General features: G+C 70.0%; 17 protein-coding genes and 1 other RNA gene. 7 read left to right on the top strand and 11 right to left on the bottom strand.

Annotation, left to right across the window (positions count from 1 at the left end):
* Positions 1-3 precede the first annotated feature (3 nt).
* The 5 genes from FRZ32_RS11650 to FRZ32_RS11630 form a co-directional block, all read right to left on the bottom strand.
* The gene (locus FRZ32_RS11650) at positions 4-327 is read right to left on the bottom strand and encodes a YbaB/EbfC family nucleoid-associated protein (protein ID WP_147043658.1); all 324 of its coding nucleotides are present in this window, start codon (positions 325-327) and stop codon (positions 4-6) included.
* The gene (locus tag FRZ32_RS11645; protein ID WP_147043657.1) at positions 328-1,947 is read right to left on the bottom strand and encodes a DNA polymerase III subunit gamma/tau; all 1,620 of its coding nucleotides are present in this window, start codon (positions 1,945-1,947) and stop codon (positions 328-330) included.
* A gap of 122 nt (positions 1,948-2,069) precedes the next feature.
* Positions 2,070-2,165, bottom strand: an RNA gene (gene ffs / locus FRZ32_RS11640) — signal recognition particle sRNA small type.
* A 177-nt stretch (positions 2,166-2,342) separates the two neighbouring features.
* A complete protein-coding gene (locus FRZ32_RS11635) occupies positions 2,343-2,678 on the bottom strand; it encodes a 2Fe-2S iron-sulfur cluster-binding protein (protein ID WP_147043656.1) in 336 nt (111 codons plus the stop codon).
* Entirely contained in the window at positions 2,675-3,769 is a 1,095-nt protein-coding gene (locus FRZ32_RS11630; protein ID WP_147043655.1) for a cysteine desulfurase family protein, read from the bottom strand. Before FRZ32_RS11630 ends, FRZ32_RS11635 begins: the two co-directional genes overlap by 4 nt.
* 125 nt (positions 3,770-3,894) lie before the next feature.
* Here FRZ32_RS11630 and FRZ32_RS11625 point away from each other — a divergent pair, with 125 nt between their 5' ends.
* Entirely contained in the window at positions 3,895-4,551 is a 657-nt protein-coding gene (locus FRZ32_RS11625) for an alpha/beta hydrolase (protein ID WP_147043654.1), read from the top strand.
* A gap of 36 nt (positions 4,552-4,587) precedes the next feature.
* Here FRZ32_RS11625 and FRZ32_RS11620 read toward each other — a convergent pair whose 3' ends face one another.
* A complete protein-coding gene (locus FRZ32_RS11620; RefSeq protein ID WP_147043653.1) occupies positions 4,588-4,755 on the bottom strand; it encodes an LPXTG cell wall anchor domain-containing protein in 168 nt (55 codons plus the stop codon).
* A 66-nt stretch (positions 4,756-4,821) separates the two neighbouring features.
* Here FRZ32_RS11620 and FRZ32_RS11615 point away from each other — a divergent pair, with 66 nt between their 5' ends.
* Positions 4,822-5,052: a hypothetical protein gene (locus FRZ32_RS11615; RefSeq protein ID WP_147043652.1), complete on the top strand. Its 231-nt coding sequence runs from the start codon at positions 4,822-4,824 to the stop codon at positions 5,050-5,052.
* A gap of 111 nt (positions 5,053-5,163) precedes the next feature.
* Positions 5,164-6,168 carry a hypothetical protein gene (locus FRZ32_RS11610; protein WP_147043651.1) on the top strand — a complete coding sequence of 335 codons (1,005 nt, stop codon included), beginning with the start codon at positions 5,164-5,166 and terminating at the stop codon, positions 6,166-6,168.
* Positions 6,169-6,214: 46 nt separating this feature from the next.
* Here the strand turns inward: FRZ32_RS11610 and FRZ32_RS11605 are convergent, their stop codons facing one another.
* Positions 6,215-7,171 carry a threonine ammonia-lyase gene (locus FRZ32_RS11605; RefSeq protein ID WP_147043650.1) on the bottom strand — a complete coding sequence of 319 codons (957 nt, stop codon included), beginning with the start codon at positions 7,169-7,171 and terminating at the stop codon, positions 6,215-6,217.
* 138 nt (positions 7,172-7,309) lie between these two features.
* On the opposite strand from FRZ32_RS11605, the gene FRZ32_RS11600 reads away from it, so the two are divergent.
* From FRZ32_RS11600 to FRZ32_RS11585, 4 genes are all read left to right on the top strand, one after another.
* The gene (locus FRZ32_RS11600; RefSeq protein WP_147043649.1) at positions 7,310-8,500 is read left to right on the top strand and encodes a type III PLP-dependent enzyme; all 1,191 of its coding nucleotides are present in this window, start codon (positions 7,310-7,312) and stop codon (positions 8,498-8,500) included.
* A gap of 116 nt (positions 8,501-8,616) precedes the next feature.
* Complete coding sequence (locus FRZ32_RS11595; protein WP_147043648.1) at positions 8,617-9,669, top strand: 1,9-bis(guanidino)-5-aza-nonane synthase; 1,053 nt, start codon at positions 8,617-8,619, stop codon at positions 9,667-9,669.
* A gap of 79 nt (positions 9,670-9,748) precedes the next feature.
* Entirely contained in the window at positions 9,749-10,186 is a 438-nt protein-coding gene (locus tag FRZ32_RS11590) for an MAPEG family protein (protein ID WP_147043647.1), read from the top strand.
* 325 nt (positions 10,187-10,511) lie between these two features.
* Positions 10,512-11,249 carry a L,D-transpeptidase family protein gene (locus tag FRZ32_RS11585; protein WP_341536583.1) on the top strand — a complete coding sequence of 246 codons (738 nt, stop codon included), beginning with the start codon at positions 10,512-10,514 and terminating at the stop codon, positions 11,247-11,249.
* On the opposite strand, the gene FRZ32_RS11580 is transcribed toward FRZ32_RS11585, so the two are convergent.
* Genes FRZ32_RS11580 through FRZ32_RS11565 form a run of 4 tightly spaced genes read right to left on the bottom strand, consistent with a single transcriptional unit; the run spans position 11,246 to position 14,857 of the window.
* On the bottom strand, positions 11,246-12,409 hold the full coding sequence (locus FRZ32_RS11580) for a class I SAM-dependent RNA methyltransferase (protein ID WP_147043646.1): 1,164 nt from the start codon (positions 12,407-12,409) through the stop codon (positions 11,246-11,248). The two genes, FRZ32_RS11585 and FRZ32_RS11580, sit on opposite strands and share 4 nt — an antisense overlap.
* Positions 12,400-13,782 (bottom strand): NAD(P)H-hydrate dehydratase, encoded by a 1,383-nt coding sequence (locus FRZ32_RS11575; RefSeq protein ID WP_147043645.1) that lies wholly within the window; start codon positions 13,780-13,782, stop codon positions 12,400-12,402. The genes FRZ32_RS11580 and FRZ32_RS11575 overlap by 10 nt, the downstream gene beginning before the upstream one ends.
* Entirely contained in the window at positions 13,779-14,132 is a 354-nt protein-coding gene (locus FRZ32_RS11570; protein ID WP_147043644.1) for a hypothetical protein, read from the bottom strand. The genes FRZ32_RS11575 and FRZ32_RS11570 overlap by 4 nt, the downstream gene beginning before the upstream one ends.
* Complete coding sequence (locus FRZ32_RS11565) at positions 14,129-14,857, bottom strand: enoyl-CoA hydratase/isomerase family protein (RefSeq protein WP_147043643.1); 729 nt, start codon at positions 14,855-14,857, stop codon at positions 14,129-14,131. The genes FRZ32_RS11570 and FRZ32_RS11565 overlap by 4 nt, the downstream gene beginning before the upstream one ends.
* Between the last annotated feature and the right edge of the window lie 62 nt (positions 14,858-14,919).

Below are 14,919 nucleotides of genomic sequence, written 5' to 3'. Positions count from 1 at the left end.
CGCCTAGAAGGGCATCTTGAATCCGGGGGGGAGCTGCAGCCCGCCGGTGACGGACTGCATCGCCGCGCCGGCGGCGACATCCGCCTTGGACCGCGCATCGTTGATCGCGGCAGCGATCAGATCCTCGACCATCTGCTTTTCCGACGGCGCGAGCAGGCTTTCGTCGATGTCGACACCGATGATCCGGCCCTTCGCCGACGCCCTGATCTTCACCATGCCGCCGCCCGAGACGCCCTCGACCTCGATCTTGTCGAGATCCTCCTGGGCCTGCATCAGCTTGGCCTGGGCCTCCTGGGCCATTTTCAGGATTTCATCCATATTGGGCATTCAGGCGCTCCGTCTGTCTTCAAGATCATAGCCGACCAGCTCGGCATCGGGAAAAGCGGCGAAGGCGGCCTTCACGACCGGCGCGGCGAGCACGCTGTCGCGAACGGCGGCCTCGGCGGAGAGTTCCTGCGCGCGAAGCGTCGGCTGCGCCTCCTCTTCGACAAGCCTGACCTGCCAGGCGGCGCCGGTGACGCCCTTCAGCGCGTCGGCGAGATCGCGCGCGAAGCTGGCGGCAAGCGGCTTGGTCGGGCGCACGGCCAGCGCGGGCGGCGCATAGCTGACGAGCCCGACATAATCGTGAAGCTGCTGCGCGAGGTGGGCCCGGCCCTTGTCCTCCAACATCTTCACAAGGGACGGAAAATCCGCCGGCATGGCGGGCGGCGGCGCCGGGCCCGCAGCGGCGCCGGGACTCCCGCCCGCCGAGGGCGCCACCGGCCCCCCCGCGCCTGAGGGGCCGACCGGCTCGCCCCGCGCCAGCTTCGCCGCAAGCTCGCCGGGATCGGGAAGATCGGCAGCATGAATGATCCGCAGCAGCGCCATCTCCGCCGCCTCGAACGGCGCGGGCGCGGACTGGACCTCCGACAGGCCCTTCAGCAGCATCTGCCACAGGCGATGGATGGCGGCATGGCCGAGCCGCGCCGCCCAATCGGCATAGGCCGCCCGCTCCTCTTCGGCATCGGCCGGATCGTCACCGCCGCCGATTTTCGCCCGGGCGATGCCGTGAACCGCGTCCAGCAGGCCGCGCAGCAGGGACGATGGCTCGATGCCAAGATCATATTGGTCCTTGAGCTGGGCGAGCGCGCCGGGGGCATCGCCCGCGAGCAGCAGCCCTAGCAGCACCCGCAACGCGCCGCGATCGGACAGGCCGAGCATTGCGCGTACCTGCTCCGCCGTCACCGCGCCGCCGCCATGCGCGATCGCCTGGTCGAGGATCGACAGGCCGTCGCGCGCCGAGCCTTCCGCGGCGCGCGCGATCAGCGCCAGCGCCTCGCCCTCGATCTCGGCGCCTTCCGCCTTCGCCACCTCACCGAAATGCGCGGCGAGCCGATCGGCGGGGATGCGCCTGAGGTCGAAACGCTGGCAGCGCGAGAGGACCGTGACCGGGACCTTGCTCACCTCGGTGGTGGCGAAGAGAAACTTAACATGCTCAGGCGGTTCCTCGAGCGTCTTCAGGAGCGCGTTGAACGCGCTCTTGCTGAGCATGTGGACTTCGTCGACGATGTAGATCTTGTAGCGTGCCGTCACCGCGGCATAGCGAACCGCCTCGATGATCTCGCGGACGTTCTCCACGCTGGTATGGCTGGCGGCATCCATCTCGACCACGTCGATATGGCGCCCCTCGGCGATGGCGCGGCACGGCTCGCACACGCCGCACGGATCGATCGTCGGCCCGCCCTGGCCGTCGGGGCCGATGCAGTTCAGCGCCTTGGCGATCAGCCGCGCGGTCGACGTCTTGCCGACCCCGCGGACGCCGGTGAGCAGGAAGGCATGGGCGAGCCGGTCACGCGCGATCGCGTTGGCGAGCGTCTTCACCATCGCCTCCTGCCCGATCAGGTCGGCGAAATTCTGCGGCCGGTATTTGCGGGCAAGGACCCGGTAAGGCTGGGGGGATTCGGACATCGTGCGCCTAACCTAGGGGGCGACCCGGCGTCATTCCAGCGAAAGGTGGCAGGTGATGGGGGCGGCGTCGCGGCGGAGCCGCGCCTCGATCCTGTCGCGAAGCTTGAGGCCATGCGCGCTGCGCGGTGGGAGCCGGAACGACCCGGAGCGAAATCGTTACGGCTGCTTCCTTCCGGACCTGACCGGGTTGGCGACGACTCCGTCCGCCCGACTCCCGCGCGGGCATATGGCGGCGAGGGAAGCGGAACGCAAGCTCGGCCGCGATGACGCCCCGGTCCATGCGCGCACGAAGGACCCGAATGATCTCGACCGCATCACTTCATCCTGGCGATGCGTGAAACCCGGCTGCTGTCGAAAATTTGTCAGCCAAACGCCCCCTCGGGCGATCCGTTCTCTCAGCGCCCCTGCATATTGTGGACCCCGCCCGGGATATGCAGGGTCAGGGTCTCGAACGCCTCGCTGGCATAGAGCTGGCACGACAGGCGCGAATGACGGGTGACGTGGCTGGCGAGGTCCAGCATGTCCTCTTCCTCCTCGCTCGCCGGCGGCAGCTTCGCGAAATCCTCGGCCGCGACGATGACATGGCAGGTGGAGCAGGCCATCTGGCCCTCGCACGTGCCCTCGAGCGGCAGGCCGAGCCGCTGGCCAACGTCGAGCAGCCGCTCGCCGGGCGCCGCATCGGCCTCCAGCACCGATGCGCCGTCGGCGGAAATGAAGCGCACCAGCGTCATGCGGCGAGATCCAGCTGGCGCACGGCGGCCTCGTTGAGGAGGCCGAGCGCCTCGTCCAGCTCCTCCTCGCTCGTGTAGCGGCCGAAGCCGAGCCGGATGCTCGCATGGGTCTCCGCCTCGGTGAGCCCCATCGCGCGCAGGACATGGCTGGACTTGCCCGATCCGCTGCCGCAGGCGCTGCCGAGGCTGAAGGCCACCCGCCGCACGTCCGACAGCAGCCGCACGCCGTTCACGCCCTTGCGCCGCACGTTGAGATTGCCCGGATAACGATGGTCGAGCGATCCGTTGACCGTCCAGTCCGAGAGCCGTTCGAGCGCGACCCGCTGGAGGCGCGCGACATGCGCCCTGTCGGCCTCCATCCGTTCGACCGCCAGCTTCGCCGCCATGCCGAATCCGGCGACGAGGGCGGGCGAGACGGTGCCCGATCGCATCCCCCTCTCCTGCCCGCCGCCGAGCAGCAGCGGCGGCAGCCGCAGCCCGTCGCGCACCCACAGCGCGCCGATGCCCTTGGGCCCGTGGATCTTGTGCGCGCTGATCGCGATCAGGTCCGGCCCGTCCGGGATCGCCATCCGCCCATAACCCTGGACGGCGTCGCACAGCAGCAGGCTCCCGCGCGCACGGGCCGCTTCGGCATAATCGGCGACCGGCTGGATCGTCCCGACCTCGTTGTTGACCAGCATCAAGGCGACGAGACCGTTTTCGGGCAGCATCGACGCATCCGGCGGCGGCACCAGCCCGTCAGCGCCAACCGGGACCAGCGTGCCGCCCAGCGCTTCGAGCGGCTGCAACGCCGCATGATGCTCGATCGCGCTTCCGGCGAGGCCGCCCGGCTTCAGCCGCGCGCCGCACACGAGCGCCCAGTTCAGCGCCTCCGTCGCCCCGGACGTGAAATAGACCTGGCCGCCGGGAGGCAGGAGCTTCGCCACATGGTCGCGCGCCATCTCGACCGCGACGGCGGCCGCGCGGCCGGCGCGATACTGGCTCGCCGGATTGGCGAAGCCGTCGCTTCCCGGCCCGCCGAGCCAGGGCAGCATCGCCTCGAGCGCCTCGGGTGCGAGCGGGGTCGTTGCCTGATAGTCGAGATAGAGCATCGATACGGTCGGACTTCGCCTTGTTGCGAACGATTCGCAAAAGTTGCGATTTGCAACGAGCACCTATATAGGGCGCACCGCCCGGCCGCCAGCATCCCGCGCGGCGCCGACCAGGATCCTGTGTCATGCCAGAAGTCATCTTTCCCGGGCCGGAAGGCCGTCTCGAAGGCCGGTTCAGCCCCGGCCCGCGCCCCCGCGCGCCCGTCGCCATGATCCTCCACCCGCATCCGCAGGGCGGCGGCACGATGAACAATGCGATCGTGCTCGCGCTCTACAAGACGTTCGTGAAGCGCGGCTTCGCGACGCTGCGGTTCAATTTCCGCGGCGTCGGCAAGAGCCAGGGCGTGTTCGACAACGGCATCGGCGAACTGTCCGATGCGGCGAGCGCGCTCGATTGGGTGCAGTCGATCCATCCGGAGGCCGAGGTGACTTGGATCGCCGGCTTCAGCTTCGGCGCGTGGATCGGCATGCAGCTGCTGATGCGCCGGCCCGAGGCGCGCGGCTTCATCTCGATCGCGCCGCCGGCGAACATGTATGATTTCAGCTTCCTCGCCCCCTGCCCCGCCTCCGGCATCATCATCCAGGGCGAGGCCGACGAGGTGGTGACGCCGAGCGCGACCCAGAAGCTGGTCGACAAGCTGCGTACCCAGCGCCACATCACGATCGAGCACAAGACGATCCCGGGCGCGAACCATTTCTTCGCCAACGAAATGCCGCAGCTGATGAAGGAAGTGGACGATTATCTCGACTTCCGACTGGCGCCCGGCTGCCCGATCCGCTGAGTCGCGCCCTTCCCCGTCCGGGGAGGGCGGATCGGCTCAGGCCGTCCAGATGAGGACGTTGGCGAGCGCGACGGCGGCGGCGATCAGCATCAGCACGCCCTGTCGCCGCTGCCTTTTCCTGACGAGCAGATAGAGCCCGCCCCCGGCGAGCGCGAAGGCGGCGAGCATCAGGGCGGAGAGCAGGGTTGCGCCGGGTCCGTTCATCGCCGGCCTGATGGCACGACCGCAGCCTTTCACAAAGCCTTAAGCACGCGCTTCTAGGCTCGCGCCATGTCCAGGCCCGATCCGATCGAAGGCGCGCTGGCGACGATCGAGCGCTCGATCCTGCCCGATCTCGCGCGGTTGATCGATTCGCTCGCCGAAAGCGCCCGCGCCGCGCGTCCCGGCACGGATGCCGAAATGCGCGCGGAGGAGCTGCGCGCGCGGGCGGCGGAGCTGGCCGAGCTCACCGGCCTTGTGGCCGCGGTGACAGGCGGAGGTCCGGGCAGGAGCCCTGCCTGACCGAAAGCAGCTTCAGAAATTCGTGAGGAACGCGTCAAGACACTGGCGCCGCGTGGTTTCTATCAGATCCCGTCGAGCCGGCGTCCTGCCGGCTCCCTAGGGAGATTGACGATGCGACACCCCCCGCTTTCTGTCCTGCTGCCGCTCGCGGCGGTGCTCGCCGCCTGCGGTGACGGCGCCGCCGACAATGCCGCCGCGCCGGACGCGACGTCATCCAACGCCCCGAAGCCGGCGGCTGCGGCGGCGGATACCAATGCCGCCGCACCGGCCGACAGCGGTCCGACCGCCAACTGGCACCTGCCGATGCGCGCGGCCCAGCTGAGCGCGGCGGAGCGTGATGCCATCTTCCGCGCCGCCGGCCTCCACAAGCGCGGCGGCCATTGGGATGCGTCGGACGAGCCAGGCAATTCGCCGGCGGATTCGTGCCCTGCGGAAATCGCCGATCCTTCGGTCGACGAAGGGCCGGCGATCCGCGACCTCGACGGCGACGGCCGGCCCGAGGTGATCGTCACCTCGACCGGAATGGCCTGCCACGGCATGTCGGGAGTGGGCTTTGCGATCGTCACACCGACGCAGACCGGCTGGCGCCGCCTGTTCCAAGCCAGCGGAAGCCCGCTCTTCCGGCGCCGCGCCGGATCGGCATGGCCTGACCTGATCGTCGGCGGCCCGGGCACCTGCTTCCCCCGCTTTCGCTGGAACGGCCGCGATTATGGTCCTGCCGGGGGCGACGATGGCGAGGGCCATGCCTGCACGATCCCGGGCATGGAGGACGAGACCCCGGCCGCCGCGCCGCCGCGCCAGGCGGCCCGCCCGATCGGCCCGCTCGGCCTTGCCGCCGGCTATTTCGTGGAGGAAGCGAGCCGCTGCGACCGCCCGTCCGGAATGATCTATTATTATGACGGCCGGCGCTATGCCGTGATCTTTCCGAGCACCCCCGACACCACCCTCTCGCCGGTCGGCCGCCCGCAGCGCGAGCATGGCCGCTGGCAGATGGACGACGGGTCGCAGGTCGAGGTTCTCTCGCCGACGCGGATGCGCTTCACCTATGAGGAGACCGGCCCGCCGATGCGGCTATGCCCGACGGAGGAGATCCCCGCGCGCCTTCGCGTGCGCTGATGGCCCGGTCCAGGCCCCTCTCCCCGGCGCGGGAGAGGGGCGGACCTCAGCCCCCGTCCTTCGCCAGAATATGCGCGAACAGGGCTGGATCGACATTGCCGCCGGACACCAGGACGACGCTGCCCTCGGGCGGGTCGACCTTGCCCGACAGCACCGCCGCCAGCGCGACCGCGCCGCCCGGCTCGGCGACGATCCGGAGGGTTGCGAAGGCGAAGCGCATCGCCTTCGCCACCTCCGTCTCGCTCACCGCGACACCGCGTGCACCCGCCTCGCCGAGCGCGGCGAAGGTCAGCGGCGAGACCAATTTGGTCTGGAGCGCGTCGCACAGGGTCGGGGGCGCCGGCTCGGCGACCGGGACGATATGGCCGAGCGCGAGCGACCGGGCCATATCGTCCCAGCCCTCCGGCTCGGCGACCACGATCTCGCTGCCCGGCAGCGCGAGCGCGATTCCCGCGGCAAGCCCGCCGCCGCCGCAGGGGACGACGACCATCGGCGGCTGGCGGCCGAGCTGCCCTTCGATCTCGGCGCCGGCGCTCCCCTGCCCTTCGATCACGTCGACATCGTCGAAGCTCGGCACCAGCGTCGCGCCACGCTCGGTCGCGAGACGCGCGCCGATCTCCTCGCGGCTCTCGGTGGCGCGGTCGTAGAAGACGATCTCCGCGCCGAAGCGCCGCGTTCCCTCGACCTTCACCCCGGGCGCATCCGACGGCATCACGATCACCGCCGGAATGCCGAGCCGCCGCGCGGCGAGGGCGACGCCCTGCGCGTGATTGCCGGACGAGAAGGCGACGACTCCCGCCGCGCGCCGAGATTCATCCAGTTGCATCAATCGGTTGGTCGCGCCGCGCAATTTGAACGCGCCCCCCTGCTGAAGGCATTCGGCCTTCACCCACAGGCGCCGCCCGTCTCGATCGAGCGGCAGCAGCGGCGTGCGGGTCACCGCACCTTCGATGCGTTTCGCCGCGTCGCGGACACCATTGGTCGTGGGCTTCCGATTCGTCATTCAAACCTCTGGAAATACGGGGGAAAACACGGGTCTTTACATGGGGGGTGGACGCTCATATATCGCGCCTCCGCTGCCCCATGGGGACTTCCAACCGCAAGGCAGCTTTCGTCAACTACCCGTTGGAGGTCCCTTGAGTTGCACACGCACCATAATGCGCTGGGGCTAGCTTCCGCCCTCCGGCCGGTTCAGCCGGTCACGCTCATTCGTCCGCTCGCCGCCCGGCGCGCCGCCCGCTTCTTCGTCGAGAAGTTCCTGGGCCGGTCGCTCTATGCCGTGAAGGCCAATCCCTCGCCCGATCTCCTGAAGGAGCTGTGGGACAGCGGAATCACGCATTATGACGTCGCCTCGATCGCCGAGGTGCGGCTGGTGGCGGAGACGCTGCCGGATGCGGTGCTGTGCTTCATGCACCCGGTCAAGGCCGAGGAGGCGATCGCGGAGGCTTATCTGCGCTACGGCGTTCGGACCTTCTCGCTCGACACGATGGAGGAGCTTGAGAAGATCGTCACCGCCACCGGCGGCGCGACCGATCTCAACCTGCTGGTGCGGATCCGCGTCTCCTCCGATCATTCCAAGCTCAGCCTCGCCGCCAAGTTCGGCGCGGAGCCCGACGAGATGAAGGCGCTGCTGATCGCGGCCCGCCAGGCGGCGGACGCGCTCGGCATCTGCTTCCATGTCGGCAGCCAGGCGATGACCCCGGCGGCCTATGCCGAGGCGATGGAGCGGGTCCGCGCGGCGATCGTCGCGGCGGCGGTCACGGTCGACATCGTCGATGTCGGCGGCGGCTTCCCCTCCTCCTATCCGGGCATGGAGCCGCCGCCGCTCACGCTCTATTTCGAAACGATCCACCGCGCCTTCGAGGATCTGCCGATCTCCTATTCGGCGGAATTGTGGTGCGAGCCGGGCCGGGCGCTGTGCGCGGAATATGCGAGCCTGGTGGTGCGCGTGGAAAAGCGGCGCGGCGACACGCTTTACATCAACGACGGCGCCTATGGCGCGCTGTTCGATGCGGCGCATGTCGGCTGGCGCTTCCCGGTGAAGCTGCTTCGCGAACCCGAATCCGAGGTGCGCGACATGGCGTTCAGCTTCTACGGGCCGACCTGCGACGATCTCGACCATATGGCCGGCCCCTTCCTGCTGCCGGCGGACGTGAAGGCGGGCGATTATCTCGAGATCGGGATGCTCGGCGCCTATGGCTGCGCGATGCGCACGCGCTTCAACGGCTTCGGATCCGATCTCACGGTCGTTGCCGAGGACGAGCCGATGGCCTCGCTCTACCTGGGCGATGCCGAGGAACGCGCGGTTCCCTCGAACGTCGTGACGCTGTAGCGCCCCTCCCGATTGCTGGAGGCGCCGGGGATGGGTGGTGTCCCAGCCCCGCAAACCTTCTATAGGCCCACCCCTAACCCCTCCCGCAAGCGGGAGGGGAATGCGGAGAAATTGAAATGACCGACGCCCCGATCAACGACACCCGCAAGGCGGAGCTTCTGTCGAAGACGGTCGAGCATATCGACATCAAGAGCTTCGACGCGCGGCCGATCGTCGACGCGATGAAGAAGATGAGCTTCACCAGCCGCGATCTCGGCCGGGCGGCGGACATCTACAACCAGATGCTCGCCGACAAGGATTGCTCGGTCATCCTCGTCATCGCCGGTTCGACCAGCGCCGGCGGCTGCATGGACCTTTATGCCGATCTGGTCGCCAACAACATGGTCGACGCGGTCGTCGCGACCGGCGCCACGATCGTCGACATGGATTTCTTCGAAGGGCTTGGCCACAAGCACTATCAGGCGCTCGAAATCCCCGACGACGACACGCTGCGCTCGCTCTACATCGACCGGATCTACGACACCTATATCGACGAGGAGCAGCTCCAGGACTGCGATCACACGATCGCGGCGATCGCGGACTCGCTGCCGGCGCGGCCCTATTCCTCGCGCGCCTTCATCCGCGAGATGGGCAAATATCTGGTCGAGCACGGCAAGAAGCCGAACAGCCTCGTCAAGCTCGCCTACGAACATGACGTGCCGATCTTCTGCCCGGCCTTCGTCGACAGCTCGGCCGGCTTCGGGCTGGTGAAGCATCAGGTCGAGGCGATGAAGGCGGGCAAGCCCTATATGGTGCTCGACGCCATCGCCGATTTCCGCGAGCTCACCGACATCAAGATCAAGGCGGGCACCACCGGCCTGCTGATGATCGGCGGCGGCGTTCCGAAGAACTTCACGCAGGACACGGTCGTTTGCGCCGAAATCCTCGGCCACGACGATGTCGAGGTCCACAAATATGCGGTGCAGATCACCGTCGCCGACGTTCGCGACGGCGCCTGCTCCTCCTCGACGCTCCAGGAGGCGGCGAGCTGGGGCAAGGTAAGCACCGCGCTCGAGCAGATGGTCTATGCGGAGGCGACCAGCGTCCTGCCGCTGCTCGCCAGCGACGCCTATCACCGCGGACATTGGAAGACCCGCGCGAAGCGCGCCTTCGCGAAGATGTTCGACTGATCGTGCGCCCATCCTCCCCTCTTCACGGCGGGGAGGATTCAGGCTTTACGCGCGCCGCCATCCGTCGCAGCCTCCGCTGATGCACGCCGCCATCCTCGCCCCCGTCGTCGCCCTTGTCGCCTGGACGCTGGTGATGATGGCCTGGATGTATCTGGTCCGCTTCCCCGCGATGAAGCGCAAGGGGATCAGCCTCAAGGGCAGGATCGGCTCCACGGGCCGCTCGCTCGACGGTGTCGTCGAGGATTGGGTCCAGTGGAAGGCGCATAACTACAACCATCTGATGGAGCAGCCGACGCTGTTCTACGCGGTCGCGATCAGCCTTGCCCTGCTCGGCGGCGGCGATGTGTGGATCAATCTCTGGCTCGCCTGGGGCTATGTCGGCTTCCGCATCGTCCACAGCCTCATCCAGGCGACAACGAACGTCGTGCGCTGGCGCTTCCTCGCCTTCCTCGGCGGCTCCTTCTGCCTGCTTGGCCTGACCGTCCACGCGGCCGCGCGCGTCCTTCACGGGCTTTGACCCTTCAATCCTCCCTGTGAAGCGAAGGGTCATGGGGAGGGAACCATGCGAAGCATGGCGGAGGGGCATTCCGGCGCCGAAAGCCCCTCGTCCCCGTCCCCGTCGGCGACAGGAAGGATCGAATCGCCCCCGCCGCGCGCGGTGCCGGCTCCCATAAATCTGGCGTTCACTCTTTTCGTCGCGCCCGGAAACCGGTTCGTCGCTGGAATGCAGGTTTGACGATCCGTTCGCGGCCCCCGCCGCAAGGGCCGCGCATGTTCCGGCGCGATCGCTAGCTCTCCGCTCACAGACCTCCGGCGCGTGCCGGGGTTCAGGGAGAGACGAGATGATCCGTTCCTATTCCTGGTCGCTGGGAACCGCCCTGGCCGCGCTGATGCTCGGCCCCGCCGCCAGCACCTCCGCCCCCGCCCAGGTCGCCGAGCCGATGGCGGCCGCCAGCGCCGTCACCGCCCCGGTTGCGACGCAGGCCGCCGAACGCGCCACCGTCGAGGTCGCGCCGCCCGTCGCCGCACCGCCGGCGCCCGCGCCCGCGCCCGCCGTCGACGGCGACATGACCGCACGGATCGAGGCGCTGAACCCCGGCGCCTTCGTCTGGCATCCCGAGCGGGCAACCGCCGGGCCGATCGAGATCGTCGTCTCGATCCCGCGCCAGATCGCCTATGTCTATCGCGGCGGGCAGCTGATCGGCGCGACGACCGTGTCGACCGGGCGCCCCGGCCACCGGACGCCGACCGGCACCTTCCCGATCCTCGAGAAGGACCGCGATCATCGTTCGAACCGCTACAATGACGCGCCGATGCCGTTCATGCAGCGGCTCACCTGGGACGGCATCGCCCTTCACGCCGGCGCGATCCCCGGCCATCCGGCGTCGCACGGCTGCGTCCGGCTCCCGCTCGCCTTTGCGCGCGAGCTCTATTCGGTGACGCGGGTCGGCGCGGTGGTCCACATCACCGACGAAGCCCCGTCGGCCGAGACCGCGCTGGCGACGGCGCGCGGGGTCGGCATGGCGATCGCCACCTCCGCGCCGGTGCCGGCCGCCGCGATGACCGGGGCGATGCGCTAGGCGCGCGAAAAGCGGCCGACCAGCTCGACATGGGTGGACCAGCGGAACTGGCCCACCGGCTGCACCCAGTCGAGCCGGCAGCCGGCGTCGGCGAGCGTCCGTGCATCGCGGGCGAAGGTCGCGGGATTGCACGACACATAGGCGATCCGGGGGACCGGCGAGACGGCCAGCAGCGGCATCTGCTCCTTCGCGCCGGCGCGCGGCGGATCGAGGACGACCGCTTCGAACCGGCCCAGTTCGGCCGCATCGAGCGGCCGGCGGAACAGGTCGCGATGATCGACGAACAGGCCCTCTCGCCGCGCGCTCTTGAGCGCAAGCACCGCATCGCGGGCGCCCTCGGCGGCATAGACGCGCCCGCGGAGCGACAGGGCGAAGGTGCCGAGGCCCGCGAAGAGATCGGCGACGAGCCGCGCCTCGCCAACTGCCTCGCGCACCGCGGCGACCAGCGCTGCCTCGCCGTCCGCCGTCGCCTGGAGAAACGCATTGTGCGGAAGCGGCACCGGCACGCCGCCGAGCGTCGCGGTGACCGGCTCCGGCTCCCACATCGTCTGCGGCCCATAGCCGTCGTCGAGCGAGAGGCGGGCGAGCCGGTGCGTACGGGCGAAACCGGTCAGCGCCTCGGCCTGGGCGAGTCCCTCTGCGGACACGCCTTCGAGGAGCAAGTCGACGCCCTGGTCCGCCAGCGTCATCGCGGCGCCGGCGCGGCCGGTGAGCATGCGGCGCAGCGGCGCGACGAGATCGAACAGTTCGGGCCTCAGCACATGGCATTCGCGCATGTCGACGATGCGGTGGCTTCCCTCCGCGTTGAAACCGATCACCCCGCCCGCGGCCTTGAGCTGCGCGCGGCGGCGGCTGCGCGGCGGCGAGAGATGGGGCGTGCGGATTTCGGGCGGCGCGAGCCCCTGTGCCGCGAGCGCGGAGGCGATGCGATCCTTCAGATAATCGGCATAGGCCGCGTCGTCGACATGCTGGAGCTGGCACCCGCCGCACTCCGGGAAGTGGCGGCAGGGCGGCGCCTGGTGGTGCGCCCCGGGCAGGATCGCGCCATCGGCCGCGATCCGGTCGCCCGGCGCGGCGCCGGCGACGAACCGGCCGTCGCCCGTCACCCCGTCCCCGCGCGCGGCGAGGCGCACGACGATGTCGCCATCGCTCACAGGCATTCGGCGCAGGCGGCGGGAAGGTGCGCGATCAGATCGTCCGCGATCAGGAACGGCCCGGCCAGCGCCGCAGCGCGCCCGTGCAGCCAGATTCCGGCGCAGGCCGCCTCGAATGCCGCCATCCCGGCCGCGCGCATCGCGGCGATCGTCCCGGCGAGCACGTCGCCCGCACCGGCGGTGGCGAGCCAATGGGCGGTGGCCGCATGGATCGCCGCGCGGCCATCCGGCGCGGCAACGACGGTGTCCGGCCCCTTGTAGACGATCACCGCCCCGACCTTCGCCGCGGCGGCGCGGGCGCGCTCCACCTTGCTCCCGCCGTCCTCCCCGAACAGCGCTGCGAACTCGCCCTCATGCGGGGTAAGGATGGCGGTCGGCCCGGCCGCCGGCAGAGCGGCGCCGTCGGCGAGGATGCGAAGCGCCCCGGCATCGAGGACGAGCGGATGGCCCGATCCGGCCGCTGCCTCGAAAAGCGCGCGGCCTTCATCGTCCGGTGCGAGGCCGGGCCCGAGCAGCAGCGCGCCGATCCTTTTGTCGTCGATCCGGTCGAGGGGATCGCCGGGGGTCTGGATGATCGCCGCGGCGACGCCGTGGACCGGCTCGCGCGCCTGGAGCCGCACCGCCCCGGCCCCGGCCCGGAGCGCCGCGCCGGCGGAAAGCGCCCCGGCCCCGGCCATCCCGCCGGCGATCACCGTCACGAGCCCGCGCGTGAATTTGTGCGACTCCGGCCCCGGCGCGGCAAGGCGCGGGCGTGCGATTTCGTGGAGGTCGCTGGCCGCCTCGATACCGATGTCGGCGACGACGATCCGGCCCATGTGCCGCGCCGCGGGCTGGAGCAGATGGGCAGGCTTCAGCGTCTGGAAGGTGACGGTGAGATCGCAGTCGGGCACCGGCGAGAGGATCGCCCCGTCGTCGGTCGAAATGCCGCTCGGCAGGTCGATCGCGGCGGTGATCCGCGCCATTCCGGCGAGCGCCTCGAGCTCTGCCGCGGCATCGCGCAGGAGCCCGCGGGTGAGCCCCGTCCCGAACAGCGAATCGATCAGCAGCGGCGCCGGCTCGACATCGGCGAGGGCATGGACCTCCCGGCCCCAGGCCGCGCGCGCCGCGCTGGCGGCGGCCGTCTTCGGCTCGCCGGTCGCGGCGACGCGAACGTCCTGCCCCGCAGCCGCGAGCGCGCGCGCGACCACATAGCCGTCGCCGCCATTATTGCCGGGGCCGCACAGGACCAGCGCCGGCATCGGGCCGGCAAAGCGGCGAATCGCCGCCGCCGCGGCCTGGCCCGCGCGCTCCATCAGCGTCTCGACGCTCGTCCCGGCGGCGATCGATCGCGCCTCGGCCGCGCGCATCTCCCCGGCCGTCAGGATGACGCGTCCCTTCATCGCGGCGCGATCGTCGCGGGAAGGCGGAAGGCATCGGCGCCGATCGTCACCTCGATCCGCCGGTCGCCGATCACGCTCACGCGCGCCGGCTCCGCGCCGTCGGCCGCGATCACGCCGCGTCCGTCGCGCGTGACGAGCAGGCGTCGGAACCCGCCGTCCGGCTTGCGAAGGGTGAGCACGTGCCCCGCGCCGCTCTCGGCCTCCTCGACCGTGCAGGCGCGAGCGAACGGAGCATCGCCGGTCCGGCACTCGATCCGCCCATCCATCGTCGCGCCGCCCCCGTGGCCCGCGGGTGCATGCCCGCCGCAGGCCGCCAGCGCGACCGTCGCGGCGAGGGCGGCCCGCTTCATTGCCGCCGCAGCGCATCCAGCCGGCGCGCCACCTCCTCGCCGGAGAGCAGGGCGTCGAACCGCCGGTCCTGTTCCGGATCGCTTCGCACGCCCTCGGCGGTGAGACGGATCGAGCGCTTCAGCACGGCCAGGCTGTCGGCGCTGTTGTCCAGCATCGACTGGAGGATCGGCTTGGCGGCCGCCGCCGGCTCGACGATCTCGACCAGGCCGATCCGCCGGGCTTCCATCGCGTCGATCATGCCGGCGGTGAAGAGCAGCCGCGCCGCCTGCCCCGCCCCGACCAGGCGGACCAGCCGGTGCACGTCCTCCTGCGGATAGGCGAGGCCGAGCTTGGCCGGCGTGATCGCGAACTTGGCCTCCGGTGCGGCGATTCGAAGATCGCAGGCGATGGCGAGCGCGACCCCGGCGCCATAGCAGGGCCCTTCGATCATCGCGATCGTCGGGATTTCGAGCGCGCGAAGCCGATCGAGCGCGGCGCGGATACGCTGGCGCAGCCGCGCGCTCGCCTCCGCATCGCCAAGAAAGCGGCCGAAATCGGACAGATCGACGCCCGAACAGAAGGCGCCGCCGGCTCCGGAGACGATCAGGAGCCTGGCGTCGGTTCGCGCGATCTCGGTCAGCCGGTCGGCGATCTGGTCCCAGCCTTCGCCGGGGATTGCATTGCGCGCCTCGGGCCGATCGAGCGTGAGACGGACGACTTTACCTTCACAACCTAAGCGGATCATCGGGCCAAGTTGCCGCGCCCGCGTCCTTTTGTCTCGAAAAAAAAGCCGGGCCGGAGCGAATT

The sequence above is a fragment of the Sphingosinicella ginsenosidimutans genome, assembly GCF_007995055.1.
Taxonomy (GTDB): Bacteria; Pseudomonadota; Alphaproteobacteria; order Sphingomonadales; family Sphingomonadaceae; genus Allosphingosinicella; species Allosphingosinicella ginsenosidimutans.
This window is presented reverse-complemented; position numbering and strand designations above follow the sequence as displayed.